The organism is Sneathiella sp. D3-11, assembly GCF_055809395.1.
Genome location: NZ_CM147911.1, coordinates 1,942,909 through 1,966,051 on the forward strand (window position 1 = coordinate 1,942,909; position 23,143 = coordinate 1,966,051).

At 54.5% G+C, this 23,143-nt stretch carries 25 protein-coding genes; 16 read left to right on the forward strand and 9 right to left on the reverse strand.

What is annotated here, in order from left to right:
* Positions 1 to 124: 124 nt before the first annotated feature.
* On the reverse strand, positions 125 to 1,549 hold the full coding sequence (locus tag AC0L73_RS09980) for an MFS transporter (protein WP_473653665.1): 1,425 nt from the start codon (positions 1,547 to 1,549) through the stop codon (positions 125 to 127).
* A 66-nt stretch (positions 1,550 to 1,615) separates the two neighbouring features.
* Here AC0L73_RS09980 and AC0L73_RS09985 point away from each other — a divergent pair, with 66 nt between their 5' ends.
* A complete protein-coding gene (locus AC0L73_RS09985; protein WP_473653666.1) occupies positions 1,616 to 2,242 on the forward strand; it encodes a helix-turn-helix transcriptional regulator in 627 nt (208 codons plus the stop codon).
* Between the two features lie 16 nt (positions 2,243 to 2,258).
* Here the strand turns inward: AC0L73_RS09985 and dnaA are convergent, their stop codons facing one another.
* The 5 genes from dnaA to mutM form a co-directional block, all read right to left on the reverse strand.
* The gene (dnaA, locus tag AC0L73_RS09990; RefSeq protein WP_227948365.1) at positions 2,259 to 3,671 is read right to left on the reverse strand and encodes a chromosomal replication initiator protein DnaA; all 1,413 of its coding nucleotides are present in this window, start codon (positions 3,669 to 3,671) and stop codon (positions 2,259 to 2,261) included.
* Complete coding sequence (locus AC0L73_RS09995; protein WP_227948364.1) at positions 3,671 to 4,117, reverse strand: rhodanese-like domain-containing protein; 447 nt, start codon at positions 4,115 to 4,117, stop codon at positions 3,671 to 3,673. The genes dnaA and AC0L73_RS09995 overlap by 1 nt, the downstream gene beginning before the upstream one ends.
* Positions 4,118 to 4,596: 479 nt before the next feature.
* Positions 4,597 to 4,863 (reverse strand): 30S ribosomal protein S20, encoded by a 267-nt coding sequence (gene rpsT / locus AC0L73_RS10000; RefSeq protein WP_207042404.1) that lies wholly within the window; start codon positions 4,861 to 4,863, stop codon positions 4,597 to 4,599.
* A gap of 156 nt (positions 4,864 to 5,019) precedes the next feature.
* Positions 5,020 to 5,796, reverse strand: coding sequence for an enoyl-CoA hydratase (locus AC0L73_RS10005; protein ID WP_227948363.1), 777 nt, complete (start codon positions 5,794 to 5,796; stop codon positions 5,020 to 5,022).
* 70 nt (positions 5,797 to 5,866) lie between these two features.
* Positions 5,867 to 6,703 carry a bifunctional DNA-formamidopyrimidine glycosylase/DNA-(apurinic or apyrimidinic site) lyase gene (mutM, locus tag AC0L73_RS10010; protein WP_473653667.1) on the reverse strand — a complete coding sequence of 279 codons (837 nt, stop codon included), beginning with the start codon at positions 6,701 to 6,703 and terminating at the stop codon, positions 5,867 to 5,869.
* Between the two features lie 90 nt (positions 6,704 to 6,793).
* Here mutM and ubiE point away from each other — a divergent pair, with 90 nt between their 5' ends.
* The 8 genes from ubiE to AC0L73_RS10050 all read left to right on the forward strand — a co-directional run bounded on the left by ubiE (position 6,794) and on the right by AC0L73_RS10050 (position 13,217).
* A complete protein-coding gene (ubiE, locus tag AC0L73_RS10015; protein ID WP_227948361.1) occupies positions 6,794 to 7,555 on the forward strand; it encodes a bifunctional demethylmenaquinone methyltransferase/2-methoxy-6-polyprenyl-1,4-benzoquinol methylase UbiE in 762 nt (253 codons plus the stop codon).
* A 12-nt stretch (positions 7,556 to 7,567) separates the two neighbouring features.
* Positions 7,568 to 8,398, forward strand: coding sequence for an ABC1 kinase family protein (locus tag AC0L73_RS10020; RefSeq protein WP_473653668.1), 831 nt, complete (start codon positions 7,568 to 7,570; stop codon positions 8,396 to 8,398).
* Positions 8,398 to 9,177 (forward strand): AarF/UbiB family protein, encoded by a 780-nt coding sequence (locus AC0L73_RS10025; RefSeq protein ID WP_473655439.1) that lies wholly within the window; start codon positions 8,398 to 8,400, stop codon positions 9,175 to 9,177. Before AC0L73_RS10020 ends, AC0L73_RS10025 begins: the two co-directional genes overlap by 1 nt.
* Positions 9,178 to 9,300: 123 nt before the next feature.
* On the forward strand, positions 9,301 to 10,515 hold the full coding sequence (coaBC, locus tag AC0L73_RS10030; protein WP_473655440.1) for a bifunctional phosphopantothenoylcysteine decarboxylase/phosphopantothenate--cysteine ligase CoaBC: 1,215 nt from the start codon (positions 9,301 to 9,303) through the stop codon (positions 10,513 to 10,515).
* Complete coding sequence (dut, locus tag AC0L73_RS10035) at positions 10,512 to 10,982, forward strand: dUTP diphosphatase (protein WP_473653669.1); 471 nt, start codon at positions 10,512 to 10,514, stop codon at positions 10,980 to 10,982. Before coaBC ends, dut begins: the two co-directional genes overlap by 4 nt.
* A gap of 3 nt (positions 10,983 to 10,985) precedes the next feature.
* Positions 10,986 to 11,435 (forward strand): RrF2 family transcriptional regulator, encoded by a 450-nt coding sequence (locus AC0L73_RS10040; protein WP_227948357.1) that lies wholly within the window; start codon positions 10,986 to 10,988, stop codon positions 11,433 to 11,435.
* A 23-nt stretch (positions 11,436 to 11,458) separates the two neighbouring features.
* Positions 11,459 to 12,412, forward strand: a complete 954-nt coding sequence (gene cysK, locus AC0L73_RS10045) for a cysteine synthase A (protein ID WP_473653670.1) — start codon at positions 11,459 to 11,461, stop codon at positions 12,410 to 12,412.
* Positions 12,413 to 12,416: 4 nt separating this feature from the next.
* On the forward strand, positions 12,417 to 13,217 hold the full coding sequence (locus AC0L73_RS10050; protein ID WP_473653671.1) for a HesA/MoeB/ThiF family protein: 801 nt from the start codon (positions 12,417 to 12,419) through the stop codon (positions 13,215 to 13,217).
* Here AC0L73_RS10050 and AC0L73_RS10055 read toward each other — a convergent pair.
* From AC0L73_RS10055 to AC0L73_RS10065, 3 genes are all read right to left on the reverse strand, one after another.
* Positions 13,205 to 14,137, reverse strand: a complete 933-nt coding sequence (locus tag AC0L73_RS10055; protein WP_227948354.1) for an AEC family transporter — start codon at positions 14,135 to 14,137, stop codon at positions 13,205 to 13,207. The genes AC0L73_RS10050 and AC0L73_RS10055 overlap by 13 nt on opposite strands.
* Positions 14,138 to 14,412: 275 nt before the next feature.
* Positions 14,413 to 16,020: a phosphoenolpyruvate carboxykinase gene (locus AC0L73_RS10060; protein ID WP_227948353.1), complete on the reverse strand. Its 1,608-nt coding sequence runs from the start codon at positions 16,018 to 16,020 to the stop codon at positions 14,413 to 14,415.
* Positions 16,021 to 16,208: 188 nt separating this feature from the next.
* Positions 16,209 to 16,931 carry a HugZ family pyridoxamine 5'-phosphate oxidase gene (locus tag AC0L73_RS10065; protein WP_473653672.1) on the reverse strand — a complete coding sequence of 241 codons (723 nt, stop codon included), beginning with the start codon at positions 16,929 to 16,931 and terminating at the stop codon, positions 16,209 to 16,211.
* A gap of 203 nt (positions 16,932 to 17,134) precedes the next feature.
* On the opposite strand from AC0L73_RS10065, the gene AC0L73_RS10070 reads away from it, so the two are divergent.
* The 7 genes from AC0L73_RS10070 to ahcY all read left to right on the forward strand — a co-directional run bounded on the left by AC0L73_RS10070 (position 17,135) and on the right by ahcY (position 23,075).
* Entirely contained in the window at positions 17,135 to 17,833 is a 699-nt protein-coding gene (locus AC0L73_RS10070) for a response regulator transcription factor (RefSeq protein WP_227948863.1), read from the forward strand.
* A gap of 21 nt (positions 17,834 to 17,854) precedes the next feature.
* Positions 17,855 to 19,525 carry a stimulus-sensing domain-containing protein gene (locus AC0L73_RS10075; RefSeq protein WP_227948351.1) on the forward strand — a complete coding sequence of 557 codons (1,671 nt, stop codon included), beginning with the start codon at positions 17,855 to 17,857 and terminating at the stop codon, positions 19,523 to 19,525.
* Positions 19,526 to 19,550: 25 nt separating this feature from the next.
* Entirely contained in the window at positions 19,551 to 19,982 is a 432-nt protein-coding gene (locus AC0L73_RS10080; protein WP_227948350.1) for an HPr kinase/phosphorylase, read from the forward strand.
* Between the two features lies 1 nt (position 19,983).
* The gene (rapZ, locus tag AC0L73_RS10085; protein ID WP_227948349.1) at positions 19,984 to 20,877 is read left to right on the forward strand and encodes an RNase adapter RapZ; all 894 of its coding nucleotides are present in this window, start codon (positions 19,984 to 19,986) and stop codon (positions 20,875 to 20,877) included.
* A gap of 37 nt (positions 20,878 to 20,914) precedes the next feature.
* Positions 20,915 to 21,319 (forward strand): PTS sugar transporter subunit IIA, encoded by a 405-nt coding sequence (locus tag AC0L73_RS10090; protein ID WP_207042374.1) that lies wholly within the window; start codon positions 20,915 to 20,917, stop codon positions 21,317 to 21,319.
* 42 nt (positions 21,320 to 21,361) lie between these two features.
* Entirely contained in the window at positions 21,362 to 21,625 is a 264-nt protein-coding gene (locus AC0L73_RS10095) for an HPr family phosphocarrier protein (RefSeq protein WP_227948348.1), read from the forward strand.
* A 154-nt stretch (positions 21,626 to 21,779) separates the two neighbouring features.
* A complete protein-coding gene (gene ahcY / locus AC0L73_RS10100) occupies positions 21,780 to 23,075 on the forward strand; it encodes an adenosylhomocysteinase (protein ID WP_227948347.1) in 1,296 nt (431 codons plus the stop codon).
* Positions 23,076 to 23,143 lie beyond the last annotated feature (68 nt).

A 23,143-nucleotide genomic window follows, 5' to 3' on the forward strand; every position in this document is an offset into this window, starting at 1 on the left:
ACCTTGAATCGAATTTCAAGCCGATATGGGAGAACAGCCGCCACTATAGCAGAGAGAGCCCTGGAAACCTAGGCTTTTCGCCCCATCCGCCGGGGCGAAAAGCAGTTCGAAATTACCTGTAATATCAGGAGGTTGCATGGTTCCGCCGCCGCCGGGTGAACTGATAGGTTGCCACAAGGCCAATTGCTGCCGCGGGGAGGCTGGCCAGCGGGAGCAACCAGGCAACCACAATCATGACGGAACTGTCCGCCTGTTCTGTCAGGCCTGCGGCGTTGGCAAGAATACCGGCATAGGCCGCCCCGAGGGCGAAACCCAACCTCTGAAGCGTCGGAATGGCGCTGGCAACCCGTTCATGTTCGTCCGTCGGCGCGACGCGGATGGCACGGCGGAGGATAAACGTCCAGGCCATCCCGAACCCTCCGCCCTGCATTGCCGCGAAGACAGCAATCAGCCAGACCGGGCCATAGGGCAGGCTATAGGCATAGCCCGGAAGGCTGGCGGTAATGATCAGCATACCGATGACGATCAGCCGGGTATCGTATTTCTCTGCAAACCCCGACGCCAGGAAGGCGACAACCGACCAGCCAATGGACATACAGGCCATGACATAACCGCCGACGATGGGAGGCTCATGATGAAGCTCGGTGATTAGATAGGGGCCATAGACGGTTATGGCAATCGTCGTCGTGGAGAAGGACAGGACGAGGATCAGTGCGGCCCCAAGCGGCGTAACTAGGTTAAGCGGCTTGTAAGGCATCAAGCGATTGGACGCTTTCTTGCCATCGAGAAAAAGGAAGATCATTAGCGCAATGACACCGAGGGCGACGAAGAGGCTGGTCTGAAGCACGGAAACCTCGATTCCGCCATAGGCAATCAGGAACACACCGAGAGACAGCCAGAAAAGCCGCCAAAGGGGAAAGCGGATAATGGTTTCCTCTGTTGCGGGCTTTTTGTTCTTGCGCAGCGTAAATTGTATCCACACCGCCATGAGAAGGGCCTGCACGGCAAAAAACCAGAACCCGCCCTGCCAGGTGCCATATTCGACAAAGAGCCCGCCTACAAGCGGCCCGATAAAGGCAGAGACTCCCCATAATGTGCTGATCGCGCCGAGAGCGCGGGCCGTCAATCGGCGGGGAAACAATATGCTGACAGCAACAAAGGCCATGGCCATAAGCCCGCCACCGCCCAAGCCTTGAAACAAACGACCGACCAAGACCACCCACATTTGAGGCGCGAGTGCACTTATGGCGCAACCAAGCGCGAAAAGAAGCGCCGCCAGCGTCATCGGCCCGCGCAAACCGTATTGCAGGGCCATCAGGCCACTGGCTGCCCCGGCAACGATGGAACCGATGCCATACAGTGCAACCGTCCAGGAGATCAACTCCGCCCCGCCAATCTCGGCGACGATCTGTGGCACCATGGTGGCGACCAACAGGCTGTCGGCAGCATGAAGCCAAATGCCAAGGCTTACGAGGGCCATGGCAAGGCCATATTGACGGTTCAGGACTTCTCGCCAGCGAACTGTGTCTGTATTTTCCGCCTGGGTCATGTCGAGCAGCTCACGTTGTTCATTTTTCTATTTTATTAAGTAAAAACTTTATATATTATTCTGGCAATGAAAAAAACACCTCAAGATCAAATTTTATATCTTTTGAAGAGCCGCGGGGATCTGACCGCCGGCGATATCGGCGTAATTCTTGACATAACGAAGCCGGGCGCGCAGCAGGATCTCGCCAAGGCGGCGCGAGAGGGTTTAATCTCCTTTGAGGATAGGGCCAAAGGGCGCGGTCGTCCCCGCCGCTATTGGCATCTGACAGAAAAAGGTCATGCCCGTTTTCCCGACCGTCATTCCGATCTGTCGGTGGAGCTGTTGAAATCGACGGAGGCACTCTTCGGTACGGCGGGCCTTGAAAAGCTGATCCAGCATCGGGAAGCGGAAACGATCACAAAATATTGCCAAAAACTGGATAAAGAGGTGAGCCTTGAAGGAAAGGTTGCCGCCCTTGCGGCGTTTCGAAATGGAGAAGGCTATATGGCGGACTGGCAAGGGATAGATGATGGGGAATACATACTTATAGAAAATCACTGCCCGATCTGCGCGGCGGCAGCCCTCTGCCAAGGGCTTTGCCGCTCGGAGCTTGAGATTTTCCAAAAAGCCTTTGGTGGAGACGCAACAGTCGAGCGAACAGATCATATTCTCTCGGGGGCACGGCGCTGCGCCTATCGCATTAAAGCGAGATAAGTGCTCTCACCCGCTTTTATTCAAGCATTCGCATTAACAGATCGATATCTTCCGACAGGGCGATATCCTCCTGTCGCAACTCGTCGATTTTCTTCAGAGCATGCATTACGGTCGTATGATCACGGCCGCCGAATTTCCGGCCGATTTCCGGTAAGGAACGAGAGGTCAGATGCTTGGCAAGATACATCGCCACCTGACGCGGTCGGGCGACGGCGCGGGCGCGGCGGGCGGAATGCATATCCGACATGCGGATGTTGAAATGTTCCGCCACTTTCTTCTGGATTTCCTCGATCGTGATCCGCCGATCGTTGGCGCGCAGGAGATCACGTAGCACTTCCTGTGTGCTTTCCAGTGTCACAGCGCGCCCAACAAGGTCGGAATAGGCGAGCACGCGATTGAGCGCGCCTTCCAGCTCCCGCACATTCGATGTGATGCGGTGGGCGAGGAATTCCAGGATACGCGGATCGATATCAATTTTCCCCTGCTCGACCTTCGATTGCAGAATGCCAAGGCGGAGCTCATAATCAGTTGGATGAATATCAGCCACCAGTCCCCAGCCGAGTCGGGAACGCATCCGTTCCTCCATTTCCTCAAGGTCAGTGGGTGATCGGTCGCCGGAAATGATAATTTGATGGTTCTGATCGACCAGCGCGTTGAAAGTATGGAAAAACTCTTCCTGCGTGCTGTCTTTCCCGGAGATGAACTGCACATCGTCAATCATCAGCACATCAACGGAGCGGAATTGATCCTTGAAGTTCATCGTGTCCTTGAAACGCAGCGCCCGGATAAAGCGATACATGAATTTTTCCGCAGAAAGATAGAGAACTTTCTTCTCCGGGCTGTTCGCGGCAATGCCGTGACCGATGGCGTGCATTAAATGGGTTTTACCAAGTCCGACCCCGCCATAGAGATAGAGCGGATTGAACGGCACAGAATCTTTTGCCTCCGCCACACGGCGGGCGGCGGCGTGGGCCAACTCGTTTGATTTGCCGACAACGAAATTCTCAAAAGTGAAGCGCGGATCCAAAGGCGCCATCAGGGATGGGTCCGGGCTGGTCGTCTCCGCATAAAGCGGCTTTTTCCCTTTGAACGGCTCGCTCATATCGGCAAGACCAAAGGTTGGCTTGTGGGAGGAGGTGTTTTTCTTGTCTAGCGGTTTGACCCGGATATCGACGGTGGTGATTGAATTATCTTCCGTGTTCCATAGTTGGCGGATCCGGTTGGCATAGTTGTTAAGGACCCAGTCGCGTAAAAAGCGCGTTGGCAGCGTCATCGACGCCTTGCTGCCGTCAATTTTTTCCAATTCGATATTCTTCAGCCATGAGTTAAAGGTCGCTTCGCCATATTCGCTGCGAAGCTTTCCTCTAATCTGTTCCCACTGCGTATTTCTTGTCATTCCAGAAGCCTCAAATTCCGTCTGCGCTGTCATCAGCTCTGTTTCCAGTCGAGTCCGGCAACCTTCCAGCCGCCAACAGTCCCCCGATGGCCGCTTTGGTCCGGTCCCCCTTCGAATCCCTCCAAGACGTTATACGCCTGAGTATACCCGGCATGTGTCGCGGCTTCAGCGGCCGCGATAGAGCGAACGCCCGAACGGCAGAGAAAAATCATGGGGGCGTCCTTGTTCGGCTGAATCGCAGAAATCTCGTCAATGAAGTTCATGTTCTTCGCCATATCGGGAAACATAACCCAGGAGACAGGCTGAACCGTTTTGCCAACGGATGAAAGATCAGGTAACCCTACATAGGCCCATTCTGCCGTTGTTCTGACATCTATCAGGACCGCATTCGGGTCGCTTGCCAGTATTTCCCACGTTTCCTGAACTGTCTTGTCACCGGCATAAGTTGCGTTGGTGCCGGGTGTTCCCCCATTAGTCATCCACAAATTTCCTTCGTTCCATTGTGCTGAAGACTGCCCGAAGATGTCCGGACATCAGCTAAAAAGACTTCCCGGCGGTTCCCCCTAAGGAGCCGCTTTCAAACTGGTACGCAACGCAGAACTTTACAACTAACACGCAACTAGATACAGCACTTCCCAAGTGGCATTTAGCCCCTTTCTCACTTCGACAATCTATGTGATTTAAGGATTGGGAGTGCTCTTATAAGATCGGCAAGACTAAACTTATCCACACCCCCTACGCAAGGGATGGCTGGCATGAAATTCGATATTTATTTTGCAAATTGACTGAACAAATTCTTGACCTACAAGATGTTGTTAACGGTTCCACAGCAGCGAGGTTAACTGGTAAAAACCCGCGCGAAATCGTAATCAGTGGCACGCCTATAAAGCGCAATGACGCATAAAAAAAGCCGCGATCCATTTCCGGACCGCGGCTTGATTCTTGGATGATTCTCGTCTTAAGCGGAGAGCGCTTTTACTTTCGCGTTCAGACGTGAAATCTTGCGGGAGGCTGTGTTCTTTTTATACACACCCTTAACGACACCGCGAGTAAGTTCAGACTGGGCGGCGCGCAGCGCCTCGTTGGCTTTCGCCTGATCCCCTTCCGTAACAGCCAGCTCGACCTTTTTCACATAGGTGCGGATGCGGCTGCGGCGGGCCCGGTTACGTTCGGTCCGGACGTCTGTCTGTCGGATGCGTTTCAATGCAGATTTATGATGCGCCATGACAATCCTGTCTTTTAGCTTCGAAATTCGGAAGCCGGGTTATAACCAGCGGGAAATACGGCGTCAACAGAAGAATGGGGATAATGGGCGGGAATTCGTAAAATTCCGCCCATATTGAGGTTGTCGCCGTGAAATCCGGGAGAAAAGCACCTTGATTTAGCGGTTCTTGAACTCAGGGGTGCGTTTTTCGGCGAAGGCAGACATTCCCTCTTTCTGGTCTTCTGTTGAAAATGTTGAATGGAAGAGCCGCCGTTCGAACATGATTCCTTCGCGCAGTGTCGTCTCATAGGCCTTGTTGACGCTTTCCTTGCACATCATGACGATGGGCTGCGAGAGATCAGCGATTTCACCGGCGACCTTGATCGCCTCATCCATCAGATCGTTGAGCGGAACAATGCGGCTGACCAGCCCAGAGCTTTCTGCTTCTTCCGCGCCCATCATCCGGCCGGTCAGACACATTTCCATGGCCTTCGCCTTGCCGACGGCACGGGTCAAACGCTGGGTGCCGCCAAGACCGGGAATGGTTCCGAGCTTGATTTCGGGTTGGCCGAATTGCGCATTGTCGGCGGCGAGGATAAAATCGCACATCATCGCCAGTTCACATCCGCCGCCAAGAGCGTAGCCTGCCACCGCTGCGATCACGGGTTTGCGGAAGGTGGACAGGCGCTCGGAATTCTGGCTCAGGAAGTCGCTCTTATAGACATCCATATAAGTTTTGGGCTGCATTTCGAGAATATCCGCACCTGCGGCGAACGCCTTATCCGAACCGGTGAGGACGACGGCGCCGATATTCTCATCGGCCTCGAACTTATCAAGGGCGTCGGCCAGTTCTTCGAACAGCTCGGCGCAAAGGGCGTTGAGCGCTTTCGGCCGGTCAAGGCGGATGATGCCGACGGCGCCTTTTGTATCGGTGACAATATTATTGTAGGCCATGGGAATTTCCTGTTTTTGTTGCGTTGCGTAATTGGCGCCCATTATCTTCATGGAAAATTCTTTGTCCAGCCTAGCGCTGACATTTCGGGCAATAGAATGTGGAGCGGCCGGATTGCGTGATTCTGTTGATGGTGCCACTGCATTCCTCGGTCGGGCAGGGAGTGCCTTCCTTGTCATAGGCGAGGAATCGATGCTGGAAATAGCCAAGCTCCCCGTCCGTATGGCTGTAATTGCGTAAAGTCGATCCGCCGGATTGAATCGCTTCCTCCAGCACGGCGCGAATGGCGGCGGCAAGTTTGTCCGCGCGCTGGCCTTTGACGTTCATGGCTTGGCGCGTGGGCGATATCCCGCTCCGGTGGAGCGCTTCGCAGGCATATATATTGCCGACCCCGGCCACGACCCTTTGGTCAAGCAGCGCAATCTTTATCGGTGTCTTGCGTCCCTTAAGCCGTTCGGCCAGCACCGGACCGCTGAATTCATTGCCAAGCGGTTCCGGCCCGATGCCGGCGAGTTGCGGATGTGTGTCCAGCATGTCCGTTTTTGTTAGCAGCATAAAGCCGAACCGGCGCGGATCGTGATAGCGCACGCGAAGCCCTCGCTCGGTTTCGAAAATCACATGATCATGCTTGTCGAAGGGGCTGGCAGGGTCAGGTTCTAGCTCAATACGAAAGCTGCCCGACATGCCAAGGTGTCCGATCATCACCTCCCCGCCCTCCAGTGTCATCAGGATATATTTGGCGCGGCGACGGATCGCTTCGATCTTCCGGCCCGTAAGCGTCTTTGCAAAGCCGTCGGCAAAGGGGAAGCGCAGGTTTGCACGCCGCAGCGTGACGGAGGTGAACTGATCGCCAATCAGGGCCTGCTCCAGGCCGCGGCAGACGGTTTCGACTTCGGGTAATTCGGGCATGGCGGGACAGTAGCCTTATTTTATGCCTTGCGCTATGCTCTTATTTCGACCAAACAAGGCGATCAACTCATCCAGCAAACGGAAAGTGCGATGGCAGTTTCGGACAATTCATCGGACAGCACCCATTTCGGGTTTCGTGAGGTCCCGGCGGACGACAAGGCCGGGCTTGTGCGCGGCGTTTTTGACAGCGTTGCCGGGAATTACGACCTGATGAATGACCTGATGAGCGGCGGGGTTCATCGCTTATGGAAATCGGCGATGATTGACTGGCTGATGCCGCGGAAAGGGCAGCATCTTCTGGACGTGGCGGGCGGCACTGGCGATATCGCCTTTCGCTTTCTTGACGCGGTGGAGGGTGATGGTCGGGTCACGGTGCTGGACATCAATCACGCGATGCTGAGCGTTGGGCAGGACCGTGCCATCGATCAGGGGCGTCTCAAGGGGCTCGACTGGACGAATGGTGATGCGCAGTCCCTCCCCCTTCCTGATAAATCGGTCGATGCCTATACGATTGCCTTCGGTATTCGCAATGTGACGGATATCCCGAAAGCACTCCGGGAGGCGTATCGCGTGCTGAAACCGGGTGGGCGGTTTCTCTGTCTGGAGTTCAGCAAGGTGGAGGCGCCGGTCCTCAAGGAATTTTACGATTTCTATTCTTTCAAGTTGTTGCCAGAGATCGGCGGCATTGTGGCGAAGGACAAACCGTCATACCAATATCTGGTGGAAAGTATCCGACAGTTTCCGGATGCTGATCGTTTCGCCGATATGCTGAGGGAGGCGGGCTTCGGTCAGGTCAAATATCGCCGCCTTTCCGGTGGTATCGCGGCATTGCACTCTGGCTGGCGGCTTTAGGAGCGACATTCAGTGATCCGGATTATCAATAATTCCCTGCGGTTACTCTTCGTTGCCCGGACGCTGGCGCGCCATGACGCCCTCTTTTTCCTCGATAATTTTGAACGTCTGCCGATTTATCTTGTGTTGCTCCGCAAGATCATGCCGCTATTTGCCGTCGGTGCAAAGCGCAACAAGGGTCTGCGGGATGGGGAGCGGCTCGCGGGTGCGTTGCAGGAGCTCGGTCCAAGCTTTATCAAGCTGGGTCAGGCTCTGTCCGTGCGGGCGGACCTTATCGGCGAAGACATGGTTATGGATCTCGCTAATCTGCGGGATCGTTTGCCGCCCTTCTCATTCGAGAAAGCGCGTGAAACCATAGAATACGAACTTCAGACGCCGCTTGACGTATTATTCGCGGAGTTTAACCCTGAGCCTGTCGCCGCCGCTTCCATCGCGCAGGTGCATTTCGCAAAGGTGCGCGAGACGGTCCCTGCCCCGACGGAAGAAGACTCCACGGCGACCGAAGAGGTTCTTCGTGATGTGGCAGTTAAGATCCTGCGCCCCAATATCGAGGATGCGTTCGAGCGGGATTTACGTCTTTTTTATTGGTTGGCTGAGTTGGTGGAGCGGTATCAGCCGAATATGCGCCGCCTACGATTGACCAAGATCGTTGACATTATGGCCGATTCCGTCGAACTGGAGATGGATTTACGGCTGGAAGCGGCGGCGGCCTCCGAAATGGCGGAGAATTTCGCCGAAGACCCGGAATTCGATGTGCCCGAGATTGACTGGCAGCGTACCGCCCAGCGGGTGATGACCCAGAGCCGTATCGTCGGGATCAGTATTTCAAAAAAGACGAACTGATCGCTGCCGGGCATGACCTTAATGCGCTTGCAGATAATGTCATTCGTGTTTTCCTGCATCAGGTGCTTCGCGATGGTTTTTTCCATGCGGATATGCATCATGGTAACCTGTTCGTGACAGATGACGGGCGGTTGGTCGCTGTTGATTTCGGCATTATGGGCCGTATGAGCCGCGAGACCCGGCTGTTTATGGCGGAAATGCTGCATGCCTTCCTGACACGCAACTATCTGCGGGCGGCGGAAATCCATTTCGAGGCAGGCTATGTGCCAAAGCACAAGTCGCTGGCCAATTTCGCTCAGGCCTGCCGGTCTATCGGGGAGCCCATTCTCGGCCGGCCGGTCAATGAAATCTCCATTGCGCGGCTGCTGGTGCAGCTTTTCCAGATCACAGAAACCTTCGAGATGGAAACCCAGCCGCAGCTTCTCTTGCTGCAGAAGACAATGGTCACTGCCGAGGGTGTGGCCCAGAGCCTGAATACGGAAATTAATTTCTGGGAATCCGCTTCCCCTACTGTTGAGCATTGGATGCGGGAAAATATGGGCGTAGAGGCACAGGCCGCCAATGTGGTGAAGGACGGCATCGCGCTTCTTCGTAAAATTCCGGCAATCGTTACCAAGGCCGATGATTTGCTCATTGAGATGGAGGCGCGCGAAAGGGCGTTGCAGCAGGAAACCGAAGCCGATAATGCGGTAACTGAGCGCCGTTATCGCGCTGGTTATCTCGTGGGCGGTGTATTTCTTGGTGCCCTTGCAGTCTATCTCCTGACGTTTGCGATCTGATCTACCGGCAATTCCCGTCTAATTCCTGGCACACGCAAGAAATGACTTGCGAGACGCCGGGGGAATATTTATATTTTACATAAAAGATCAGTAAAATATTGAACATGGGTGGATTCGGGCGCAATTTTGATGAATAAATCAGTTCTGCTAATCATTGGCGGCGGTATCGCCGCTTATAAATCGCTGGAGCTTATTCGGCTGCTCTCGAAGCAGGGCATTCGCACCCGTGCGATCCTGACCAAGGCGGCAAAAGAGTTTGTAACCCCTCTCTCCGTTGCCTCCCTTACGGGCGAGAAAGTCTATGATGAGCTCTTCTCCCTCACTGAAGAGGCTGAGATGGGCCATATCCAGCTTTCGCGCAGTGCTGACCTGCTGGTTGTTGCCCCGGCAACGGCAGATTTGATGGCAAAAATGGCGACAGGTCAAGCGACCGACCTAGCGACAACTGCCCTGCTCGCAACGGATAAGCCGGTGTTGATTGCACCTGCGATGAATGTCCGCATGTGGGACCATCCGGCGACGAAACGTAATCTTGCCACCCTAAAAAATGACGGGATAATGACCATTGGCCCGGATGAGGGCGATATGGCCTGCGGTGAATATGGTCCGGGCCGAATGGCGGAACCTGAGGCAATATGCGGCGCGGTCACCGATTTTTTTCAAAATAGCGCCGAAAAGCCCCTCCGGGGGCGAAAAATGCTTGTGACGGCGGGCCCAACTCACGAGCCGATCGATCCGGTGCGTTATATCGCGAACCGTTCTTCCGGCAAGCAGGGTTACGCCATTGCCGGTGCGCTTGCCGATTTGGGGGCGGAAGTGACCCTTGTCTCCGGCCCGACCCGGTTGGACGCCCCACGCGGGGTGACGCGTAAATCTGTCGAATCCGCGAAAGACATGCTCACCGCCTGTGAGAGTGCCCTTCCCGTCGATGGCGCCATTTTTGCCGCCGCTGTCGCTGACTGGCGCGTCGAGACGGAGGCGAACCAGAAAATCAAGAAACGCGCCGGCGTGCTGCCCAGTCTGTCGCTGGCCGAAAACCCGGATATTCTGGCGACTGTCAGCGCGCGTCAATCCGGTCGGCCCGCGCTGGTGGTTGGTTTCGCCGCAGAGACGGAAACAATTATCGAAAATGGCAAGGCGAAGCTCGCCAAAAAGGGCTGCGACTGGATTATTGCCAATGACGTTGGGACCGATACCGGTACCTTCGGCGGCGATGAAAACCAGGTGTTCTTGTTGACGAGCAGTTCGGTCGAGGACTGGCCAAAGCAAAGCAAGGAATCCGTGGCACGCACATTGGCGGCCAGAATTGCCAAATTTTTTCAAGAGGTTGATGCATGACCGACGTAACTATTTCTATCACTCGCCTGCCCCATGGCGAAAGCCTGCCGCTACCGTCCTATGAAACTGAGGATAGCGCGGGCATGGATGTTCGCGCGGCAGTGGAAACGGCAATGGAAATTCCTCATGGCGGACGCGCTTTGGTACCGACGGGCTTTAAAATGGCCCTGCCGCGCGGGTATGAGGCACAAGTCCGCCCTCGCTCCGGTCTAGCGCTGAAGAAAGGGATCACCCTACCCAATAGCCCCGGCACCATTGACGCGGACTATCGTGGGGAAGTTGGCATTATCCTGATGAATGCGGGCAAGGAAACCTTTGTTATTGAGCGCGGCGACCGGATTGCACAGATGGTGATCGTACCTGTGATACAGGCCGGCTGGCGAGAGGTTGAAACACTTGATGAGACGGCACGCGGCGAAGGCGGGTTCGGCTCCACAGGCGTTGCCGAAGTCGAGGAGGTGGGTTAAGCGATGTTACATCTGCCAAAGAAAATGCTCTATGCGCTGGAAGCGGTGGTCGACATCGCGTTTAATGCGCGTCCCGATCCGGTGCAATCGAAGGAAATCACCAAGCGACAGGGCATTCCGCTTCGTTATCTAGAGCAGGTCATGCAACAGCTTGTCCATGGCGGCATCCTGAAAGGGGTGCGGGGCCCGCGTGGCGGCTATCGTCTTGCGCGAGAGCGGCGGCGGATCACGGCGGGTGATGTTATCCGGGTAATCAGTGCGGCCGAAGCGGAAGAGGATGCGCAGATTTTCACTTCCGAAATCGGGCAAAATGTGGTCGGGCCGCTTTGGAATGAGGCGCAGGCCTGCCTGTTGTCGGAGCTGGACAGCGTCACGCTTGAAGATCTCTGTCAGAGGGCCGTGGAGAAGGGTGAGGTTGAGGCACCGACCGCCGGATCGTATTTCGAAATATAGGATAAAAAATAATAGGTTGAAGAATGAAAAATGATGCACCGCGCGGTAAGGTCTATGAGTCTATAGTTGATACGATCGGATCGACCCCGCTCGTTCGGGCCCGACGGATTGCAAAAGATTGCCGTAGTAAGGTCGATATCCTGCTCAAGCTTGAATTTTTTAATCCATTGGCGTCCGTCAAAGATCGCATTGCTGCTGCGATGATTGAATCTATGGAAGAGGCAGGCCTGATCCGTGAAAATACGGCGATTATCGAGCCGACATCGGGAAATACCGGCATCGGCCTTGCCTTCGTTTGCGCGGCGAAGGGATATCATCTGACACTGGTGATGCCGGAAAGCATGTCGATGGAGCGGCGCAAGATGCTGAAACTCCTCGGTGCCAATCTTGAGCTGACCGACGCGGCAAAGGGGATGAATGGCGCCATCGCCCGTGCGGAGGAAATGAAGGCCGAAATCGGGGATGCGGTCATCCCGCAGCAGTTCGAAAACCCGGCCAATCCTGTGGTTCACAAGGCAACTACGGCGAAGGAAATACTCGCGGATACAGGCGGCAAGGTCGATGTGGTGGTAATGGGTGTCGGCACTGGCGGCACCCTGACCGGCGTGGGCACTGTTTTGAAAGCGAAAAACCCTGATATCCGTATTGTCGCGGTGGAGCCCGAAGACAGCCCCGTTCTTTCCGGTGGCCAACCGGGTCCGCACAAGATTCAGGGCATCGGCGCGGGCTTTTCACCAAAAAACCTTGATGAGAGCCTGATTGACGAAGTGCTGACCATCGGCAATGAAACAGCGTTCGAGACGGCTCGTGAAGTGGCCCGGCTTGAGGGGATTCCTGTCGGTATTTCCTCCGGTGCGGCAGTGGCAGCGGCGCTGGAGATAGCGGATCGGCCCGACATGGACGGTAAAACAATCGTCGTTATCATTCCGTCCTTTGCCGAGAGATATCTCACAACCGCTCTGTTTGACGGTCTCTGACGTCATGGTGCTCAGCGACGACCAGCTTGACCGTTATGCTCGCCATATCATCCTGCGGGAAATTGGTGGCGCGGGCCAACAGAAACTGCTGCGCTCAAAAGTCCTGCTTGTCGGGGCAGGGGGGCTGGGCTCTCCCTTGGCTCTCTATCTTGCCGCAGCCGGGGTCGGCACCCTCGGTATTATCGATGATGATGCGGTGGATCTTTCCAATTTGCAGCGGCAAATCGCCCATGGTACCGCCGATATTGGCTCGGCGAAGGTGAAAAGTGCGGCTGAGGCGGTCGCGAAGATCAACCCGGATATTGACGTAATCCAATATCATGAGCGTCTGACCGTGGACAATATCGAGGAGATTATCACGGGCTATGATCTTGTGGCCGACGGCACTGATAATTTTGAGATTCGTTTTCTACTTAATGATGCTTGCTATTTAGCACAAAAACCCCTCGTTTCGGGAGCAATTTTGCAGTTTGATGGGCAAATCACCACCTTCAAACCCTATGAAGAAGGGTCGAATCCTTGCTATCGTTGCTTGTTTCCTGCGCCGCCACCGCCCGATGTGGCGCAGACCTGCGGCGAGGCAGGGGTCCTGGGCGCGCTTGCCGGTGTGGTCGGCACGCTCCAGGCGGTCGAAGTGGTAAAGGAACTGCTCGATATCGGGGAGGGACTCTCGGGCCGGTTGCTTCTCTACGATGCACTTGCGGCCGAATTTCGCAAAATTAAAGTTCCTCGCGATCCTGCTTGCCCTCTTTGCGGTGAAACTCCGACAATCACAGACTTATCCCGCCATCGTCACATGAAATAGGCGGCGGCGAGGGTAAGGGAGAGCGGCAGGGTGATCATGGAAATCATGGTCTGCACGGTGATAATCCCCGCCATCACCTCGGCGTCCGCCCCCAGGAGTTTGGCAAGCGCATAGCCGGAACTCGCCGTCGGGATGGTTCCGTAGATGATCAGGATCATGGCGGCAACACCCTCCAACCCTGTGGCGATAGCCGCCCCCGCGATCACAAGAGGGAAAAGAACCAGTTTCAACACTGTTGCGATCAGGACATAGGGCGCGCCGGTATGGATGGACTTAATTTTAAGACCAGCACCGACGCAAAGAAGTGCGAAGGGCAGGGCAGCCTTGGAGAGCAGCCCGGCGAAATTGTTAATGACGGGCAGGGGCCCGATCCCGGAAAAATTAAGGAAGGCACCGACGGCAATGGCCATAATCAAGGGGTTTCGGGCAATTTCCCCTATCAGCCGCCGCTTGAGCGATTGGGTGTTCGACCGCCCCTGATAGCCGACGAGAACAGAAACGCAAAATAAATTGGTGACAGGCACAAGGACAGCCGTGGCGACAGCAGCAAGAAGAAGCCCCTCCGCTCCGTAGAGATAGTCGGCAACTGCGAAGGCGATAAAGGTGTTATGCCGCGCCGCACCCTGAAAGACGGACCCGCCGATGCGAGGGTCAATCTTAAGTATCCGGACAATCAGCAGGGACAACAGTCCCGTTACCGCAAGTCCGCCCAGAAGGGCAAGGGAATAGCTGCCGACGAGGTCGTTGCTGAAGGGCGCGGTAGTGGTGTTATAGAAAAGCAGGGCCGGGAACAGGACCCAATAGACGACCCGGTCTGCATTGTGCCAGAAATCACCGCCCGGAAAGCCGTTCCGTCTCAATAAATTTCCCAGCACCAACAACAAGAAGATCGGCAGCACGGAAAGCGATATCGCCCACATGTTCGAAAATCCTTTTTATTGTTGGAACAGGTCCGGGGTCAGCCTGTTTTGTGGTCGATAGCGAGCCATTTGGCCAGCAGAAAGAATTCTGGTCGTATTGTTTTGTATACTTTGGTCTTACGAAGATAGTCTCGTCAGGATCAAAAGCTCGGGGTTGGGATAATATCCGGGGACGAAGGTCAATGCAACATTTGCCAGTTTGGTGACGGCAACAAAAAACCGGCCGGAACACTCTGATCCCGGCCGGTGATATTTATTCCTGTTAAGGCGGATCTTTACGCAATTTTTGGTGCGGATTGCAGCACATCATCCTCAACATAGTCTGTGAACTGCTCAAAATTATTGATAAACCGGGTCACCAGATCTTTCGCCTTCGCGTCATACGCATCCTTGTCCGCCCAGGTATTGCGCGGGTTCAGAATGTCCGATGGAACGCCGGCGCAGGAGGTTGGCATGGCGAGACCGAAGAACGGATCTTTTACAGTTTCGACATTTGCCAATGTGCCATCAAGTGCGGCATTGACGAGTGCGCGCGTATGGCCAATCGGCATGCGGTGGCCGGTGCCGTACTCACCGCCGGTCCAGCCGGTGTTGACCAGCCAGCAGTTGACGCCGTGCTTGGCGATTTTCTCACCGAGCAGCTTTGCATATACGGCCGGGTGGCGCGGCATGAAAGGCGCACCGAAGCAGGTGGAGAAGGTCGCCTGCGGTTCGTTGCCGAGGCCTTTTTCTGTACCAGCAAGCTTCGCGGTGTAACCGGAGAGGAAATGATACATCGCCTGTTCCGGGGTCATTTTGGAAATAGGAGGCAGAACACCGAAGGCATCTGCGGTCAACATCACTACGTTGGTCGGAAAGCCCGCAACGCCCGTTTCGGACGCATTCGGGATAAACTCGATCGGGTAGGAGGCCCGGGTGTTTTCGGTCAGGCTGTTATCATCGAGGTCAAGTTCCCCTGTGTCCGGGTCCATCACCACATTTTCGAGAACTGTGCCGAAGCGGCGAGTAGTCTCGTAAATTTCTGGCTCAGCCTCCTTGGAGAGATTAATCACCTTGGCGTAGCAACCGCCTTCGAAGTTGAAAACGCCATCATCCGACCAACCATGCTCGTCATCACCGATCAGCATTTTACTGGCGTCAGCGGAAAGAGTGGTCTTGCCGGTGCCGGACAGCCCGAAAAAGACACTGGGGTTACCTTCCTCGCTGACATTGACGGAGCAATGCATCGGCAGGATATTTTTTTCCGGCAGGAGATAGTTGAGAATGGAGAATACCGACTTCTTGATTTCACCGGCATAAGACGTACCGCCGATAATCACCAGTTTCTCGGCAAAATTGGGGAGAACGAATACTTCGGAGCGCGTACCGTCAACAGCAGGGTCAGCTTCGAAAGAAGGGACCTGCAATATGGTGAAGTCAGGTTCGAAATTATCAAGTTCATTCGGCGCAGGCTGGATAAACATGTTGCGGGCAAACAGATTGTGCCAGGCACATTCGGTAATAATCCGGACCCGCAGTCGATTATTGACGTCAGCACCGGCATAACAATCCTGCACGAACACTTCTTTGCCGGAAAGATAATCGCACATTTTTCCGTGCAGAGCGGAGAATTTGTCGGCCTCAATCGGCTTGTTGACGGCGCCCCACCAGATGTTCTTTTCGCTGCCGGGCTCTTTCACGATGAATTTGTCATTCGCAGAACGACCCGTATGCTGGCCGGTCAGGGCGACAATCGGGCCACCAGCAGCAAGCGAGGCTTCTCCGCGCAGGAGGGATTCGCGGTACAAAGCCGGCGTTGATAAATTCCAATATGCCTTGCCCAGGTTGCCAAGGCCGTTCTTTTCCAGCCCATAACTACTCTTACGGGGTCCAATTTGCTCCACAATCTTTCTCCAGTGCTGTCTTTTCAGAGTTGCCCTGTTCCGGGCATTTCATTTCAGAATAGGGCGCATGTATAAGGCGCGCAATACAAGTATCACCAAAAAAGCAACTTAATGGTCATCAATTTTTGCGCCTGTTTCTTTTTTCCCTTGAATTTATTCCGCTTAAAACAGAATCGCTGAATTTTCTGTTAATTTCTTGCGTTTTGTAAAAGCTTGATAATTCCCCTGCGGGCGTCCTCTGCGCTCACGACGGGCGACGGGAAAAGAATCCGTTCATATTGCCAGCCCTGACGTAGATCCATTCCCTCCACATCGATGCCGGATATTTCCCAGCCTTCGGCGGCAGTGCCTTTTGTGGCGGCCACCAGCTCCTGCACAGCGTCTGAATGATCCGTGTTCATATGGTCGATGATATCTGCTTCGGCGTCGTCAGACGCGAGAAAGCCCGGATCGATCAGGAATTTCTCGCCGTCGAGCCAGTGAATATCGCCGAACCCGGCGACCAGATGGGCGCGGGAGACTTTCATTCGGTAAAGCTTGAAATCCGGGAAGTCAGCGAAATCGTGTGCAGAGGGGAAGCGGCGGAGATAGCGGGCCTTCAGTCCGTCGTCCTCAATGATGTCAAGAACACCCTCCATCGAGGCGCGGGACAAGGTAAGTGGATCACGATTACCCGCCTCTTCCGTAATCAGCAGAGATATGTGCGGGTTCTTGGCAATATTTTTGCTATGTACCGCAAGATCAGAAAGCAGGAGAAGCGGTTGTCCTGTCGGATCGGTCGCCATGAGGACCAGAGAGGCATAAGGTTGATCATCAGACGCCATTGAGGTCGCGAGGGAAGCGGTAGACGCCCGGCGAAGGAGACGACGAACTGTCTTTGTGCGCGTATTGGTAGGGGATGAATCTGACATGAGCTTGTTTTGCGAAAAATTCGCAAAAAAGTAAAAGAAAAATTGAGAATCCTTCTTAAAAACTCAAATTTCGGCGCTTTTGGTGATCTTTCGGGCGGTAAATTCAGATTGGACATTCTGTTGCCTTATTTTGACTAAATGTAGATGGCAATTAGATGCGACAGATCATACAATAAGGTGATGACATGAATCTGGAGACTGACATGGCCACGAAAGTAGCCTTGGTCGATGACGATCAAAATATCTTGACCACCGTTTCGATCCTGCTGGAAAGTGAAGGATTTGAGGTGGATAAATATTCAGACGGGGAGGAGGCGCTGAAAGGCTTTGCCGACAGCCCGCCCGATCTTGCGGTCCTGGATATCAAGATGCCGCGTATGGACGGTATGGAACTTTTGAACCGGTTGCGCCGCACCAGCAGCCTGCCGGTGATATTCCTGACCTCCAAGGATGACGAGATAGACGAATTCCTCGGCCTCAAGATGGGCGCCGATGATTATGTCCGCAAACCCTTTTCGCAACGCCTGCTGGTGGAGCGTATCCGCACCGTCCTCAGGCGCCATGGCTCCGTGAAGGAAAATGAGAGCGAAGGCGAAGAAGATATCATGATGCGGGGCAAGCTGAAACTCGACAGCATCCGCCATGCTTGTTTCTGGGATGGCCGGGAAGTGACCCTCACCGTGACTGAATTTATGCTTCTGCATGCGCTGGCGCTGCGCCCGGGTCATGTCAAAAGCCGCGATCAGCTGATGGATGCGGCCTATGATGACAATATATATGTGGATGATCGTACAATTGACAGTCATATCAAGCGGCTGCGCAAGAAGATCAAGGCAACGGACCCCGACTTTTCCGCCATTGAAACCCTCTATGGCGTCGGATATCGGTTCAAGGAAAAATAGTACCGGAACGGTTCAGACGGAATGAATGTGGATCCCAAGCTCCATGGCGGAGACTCAGTTCTTGACGAGAAAAAACCGGAGAAACGGGAGAAAAAGGTAAGGCGCGGCCCCTTTTCCTCCCTTGGTCGCCGGATCATGGCGATCAATCTTTTCTCCGTTGTTTTTCTGGCAGGCGGTGTTCTGTATCTTGACCAGTTCCGTGATGGCCTGATCGAGGCACGGTTCCAGGCGCTGACCACGAATGGCCGGATGATCGCCGGCGCCCTCGGCGAGGCGGCGCTGCAGGAAGTCTCTCTTGACGGGCAGGTCCAGTATCTGACGCTTGATTCTCTCCCGATAAAGCGCGTTCTCCGGCGTCTTTCTATTGTGACTAATACACCGGGACTACTGTTTGACCGGGAAGGGGTGTTGATTGCCGACAGTCGCCGCCTGATCTCCGCCGGACGCAATATTGTGTCTGAGGAATTGCCTCCGCCAGAAGTAAAAAGCCCTGTCCGCCTTTTTTTTGAGGAACTCTATGATGGCTGGGAAAAGCTGTTCCCCGCGAAATACGACTATCCGCTCTTCCCAACCAACCCGATCCCGAGCGGGGCGGATTTTCAGGAAATAGGCACCGCCATCAATGGCGACAACGGGCGCATGACCCGCCAGACATATAATGGGGAGCTTGTCCTCTCCGTGTCCGTTCCGGTGCAGGGGTTCAAGCATATTCTGGGCGGGTTGTTGCTCACGGAAAGCGGCAACAGTATCGATGAATCTGTTCGCTCGGCGCAGGTCACGACGTTGATTGTCTTTGCCGTGACATTGGTGATCACGCTGCTCCTCTCTCTCTTCCTTGCGCGCACGATTGCGGCGCCGATACATATGCTGGCGGAAGCGGCGGACAAGGTGCGCCGCGGGATTGGCCGACGTATGGTCATCCCCGACTTCTCGGAAAGAAAAGACGAGATCGGCGATCTCTCCGTTTCCTTGCGGTCGATGACTACGGCGCTGTATGACCGGCTCGACGCGATTGAGGCCTTCGCCGCCGATGTATCTCATGAGCTGAAAAATCCGCTCACCTCCCTGGGCACGGCGGTGCAAGCGTTCGAGCGGGTGAAAGACGAGAAAATCCGCGAAAAACTTCGCGCCGTTATCGCCAGTGATGTAAAAAGGCTCGATCGCTTGATCACTGACATTTCAGCCGCCAGTCGGCTGGATGCGGAACTTTCTCGCGCGGAAGGTGAGCCCGTCGACCTGATCAAACTGGTCGAAGGGGTTCTTGATGGCTATCGTACGACGCAAATGTTTACAGCCATATCCTTTGACTTCAAGCGCACAAAGGATGCCGTCAAGGTTACGGGCTTGCCGGGCCGGCTGGGTCAAGTGCTTCGGAACCTGATTGATAATGCGGTTTCTTTCTCACCGGAAGATGGCCAGGTATTGGTCCGCCTGAAGGAGGACGAGAAATTTGTTATCCTCAGCGTCGAAGATGAAGGCCCGGGCATACCGGAGAACAAGCTCGACGCAATTTTCAGCCGCTTTTATACGGAGCGGCCGAAAGCGGAAGGGTTTGGCCGTCATTCCGGCCTTGGCCTGAGTATTTCCAGATTGGTTGTCGACGCCCATGGCGGGACGATCACCGCGCAGAACCGTACGGATGAGGCCGGCAATATACTGGGCGCTATGTTCCTAATAAAGTTGCCAAAATAGGAAAATCTGGCATAGGGTCGAAGCCATGATCAGCTGTCACGCCAGTTCTGTTGAGATTGAGGGGAAGGGCGTCCTGTTGCGGGGTAAGTCCGGGTCCGGTAAATCCGATCTTGCTCTTCGCCTTGTTGATGGCGGGGGCACTCTTATATCCGATGACTATACTGAGATTCATATTCGAAATGGCGCGATTTATTTGAAAGCACCTCCGGAAATTGGTGGCAAGATAGAAGTGCGGGGGTTGGGGTTGTTGCCCCTGCCTGTGGTCTGCGATATTCCGCTTGCGCTTGTCTTTGATCTGATGCCCTATAATCAGATTGAACGGGCACCAGCAGCTGACGTCACCGTTTTTGACGGAATAGAGATTCCGCGACGGGCGCTGGACCCATTTATGGCGTCGGCGCCTGCGATTGTTCGTCTCGCGCTCCGTCAAAATCCATTGCTCACAGGGTATGAATAAGATGGATCCGGAGGATCGACCTCGAAATCAGGTAGTTATCGTCTCCGGCCTGTCCGGCGCGGGCAAGAGCACGGCGCTACGTCAGTTTGAGGATATGGGGTGGGAAGTTGCGGACAATATTCCGCTCTCCCTTCTGACGGCGATGGTGGATGAGGCAGGCGACGGGGTGGGCGCCAATCTCGCAATCGGTATCGATTTTCGGACCCGCGGATTCTCAACGGATCTAGTGCTGGAAGTGATCGCTGCTCTGCGGGCAAAGGGACATGACCCAGTCCGGCTTTTATTCATGGATTGTGACGAGGCGGTGCTGCAACGGCGCTTCACCGAGACTCGTCGCCGCCATCCACTGGCCAAGGACCGGCCTGTGGGCGACGGGATTCGGCAGGAAAAAGACCGGCTGGGCGGGCTTAAAAGCGCGGCGGATCTCAGGATCGATAGCACAAGCCTGTCTCAGCCTGAACTTAAACGCATCCTGACAGGTCATTTCAGTTTGCAGCGCGCCTCGCGCCTGTCGATAACAGTGATGTCCTTTTCCTACGTCAATGGTATCCCGCGTGAAGCGGACCTGATGTTCGACGTTCGCTTCCTGCAGAACCCTTTTTATGATAACCATATGCGGCCGATGACGGGCCAGGATCAGGAAGTTGCGGACTTCATCGCGGACGACCCGGCCTATGCAGATTTTATGGATCAGGTGGCAAAGCTCCTTCTTCTGTTAATGCCGCGCTATATCGAGGAGGGGAAATCTTACCTCACCATCGCATTCGGCTGCACAGGCGGGCGTCACCGCTCTGTTTGTGTGGCGGAAAAAATTCATGACCTGATGGTAAATTCCGGTTATTTTGCTAATTTGGTGCATCGCGATCTGGCGAGTGCCGGGATAACAAGCAGATAGGACAAGACGTGCCATTTCAAAAAGGGATGAGAGCAATATGATCGGAATGGTATTGGTGACCCACGGACGCTTGGCGGAGGAATTCGTCAATGCGACGGAACATGTCGTGGGTCCACAAACCCAAGTGCGCGCCATATCGATTGGGCCGGATGATGATATGGAACAACGGCGTCAGGATATTCTTGCCGCCGTGGCCGAAGTAGAAAGCGGTGCCGGGGTGATTATCCTGACGGATATGTTCGGTGGGACGCCGTCCAATCTTGCCATTTCAGTCATGGAAAAGGCGAATGTCGAGGTTATTGCCGGCATCAACCTGCCGATGCTGATCAAGCTGGCGAGTGTGCGTGGGGAAGACAATATGGCCAATGCGGTCGCCGCCGCACAGGAATCTGGTCGGAAATATATCAATGTTGCCTCTCACTTGCTGGCCGACAAATCCTGATATGATTGAATTCCTGGATGCTGTTACGAAAGACGCGCGAGGATGAAGCGCGACCTGATGATCGGTAATGCCCGCGGTTTGCATGCGCGCGCAGCGGCGAAATTCGTGAAATGCGCGGAAAAATTTGATGCCGATATCAATGTCGTAAAAGGAGAGAACGAAGTCTCCGGCAGCTCGATCATGGGTCTGATGATGCTGGCGGCTTCAAATGGCACAACAATTTCTGTAGAAGTCACTGGCCCTGAAGCCGACGCTGCGATGGAGGCTCTGACGGAACTCGTTACAGACAAGTTCGGCGAGGAGTGAAAAACCGACAAGAATTGTCGTTATAACGATATAAATATTTCTTTATATGTGTTGATTTGGTGCGACGGGATTGCTATACAGACGGCAATCGAGGTCGGCTCCCGTCCATCTGCGGGTATGCCATATTGTAGAATTTTATGCGAAAGAGCAGGACATGACGAAATTTGAAGATTTCAAGGTCGCGGATTTGTCGCTGGCCGACTGGGGCCGCAAGGAAATAAACATTGCGGAAACGGAAATGCCGGGCCTGATGGCGCTGCGCGAAGAATTTGGTGACAAGAAGCCACTCAAAGGCGCGCGTATTGCCGGTTGCCTGCATATGACAATCCAGACAGCTGTCCTGATTGAAACACTGACGGCGCTGGGCGCGGAAGTTCGCTGGTCTTCCTGTAATATCTTCTCGACACAGGATCAGGCAGCTGCCGCAATGGCGGCGGCGGGAATTCCTGTCTTTGCCTGGAAGGGCGAAACCGAGGAAGAGGCGCTCTGGTGCATTGTCCAGACGATCGAAGGACCCGACGGCTGGCATCCGAACCTCATCCTTGATGATGGCGGCGATCTTACGCAGGTTATGCATGATGATTATCCGGAACTGATGAAAGACGTTCTGGGTCTGTCAGAGGAAACCACAACCGGCGTTCACCGTCTTTATGAAATGGCGAAAGTCGGAACGTTGAAAGTTCCGGCGATTAACGTCAATGACTCGGTGACGAAATCGAAATTCGACAATCTTTATGGCTGCCGCGAAAGCCTCGTTGATGGTATCAAGCGGGCAACCGACGTTATGGTGGCGGGCAAGGTTGCCGTCGTCTGTGGATATGGCGACGTTGGCAAGGGCTCTTCTGCCTCTCTTCGCAGTCAGGGCGCCCGCGTTCTGGTTACGGAAATCGATCCGATCTGCGCGCTGCAGGCGGCAATGGAAGGCTATGAAGTCGTTACCCTTGATGAAGCGGCAAAATTTGGCGATATTTTTGTCACCACCACCGGCAATATCGATGTTATTACCCTCGATCACATGCGGGACATGAAGGACCGCGCGATTGTCTGTAACATCGGCCATTTTGACAGTGAAATTCAGATAGGTGCGTTGCGTAACTACGCTTGGCACAATGTGAAGCCGCAGGTCGATGAGGTTGAATTCCCGGATGGCAAGCGTCTGATCGTGTTGGCCGAAGGCCGCCTGGTCAATCTCGGTTGCGCCACCGGTCATCCCAGCTTTGTGATGAGCGCATCCTTCACCAATCAGGTGTTGGCGCAGATCGAATTGTGGGAACGCCACGATACATATAAGAATGAAGTTTATGTACTGCCCAAGCATCTGGATGAAAAAGTTGCAAGACTGCATCTCGATAAGCTCGGGGTAAAACTGACTGAACTAAGCAAAGAGCAGGCGGACTATATCGCTGTGCCGCAGGCCGGTCCGTACAAGCCCGATCACTATCGGTATTAATTACCTTGGCAGATGACATATTGCCTGATTAAAGAGAAATGGCTGGCGGGACTATCCCTCCGGCCATT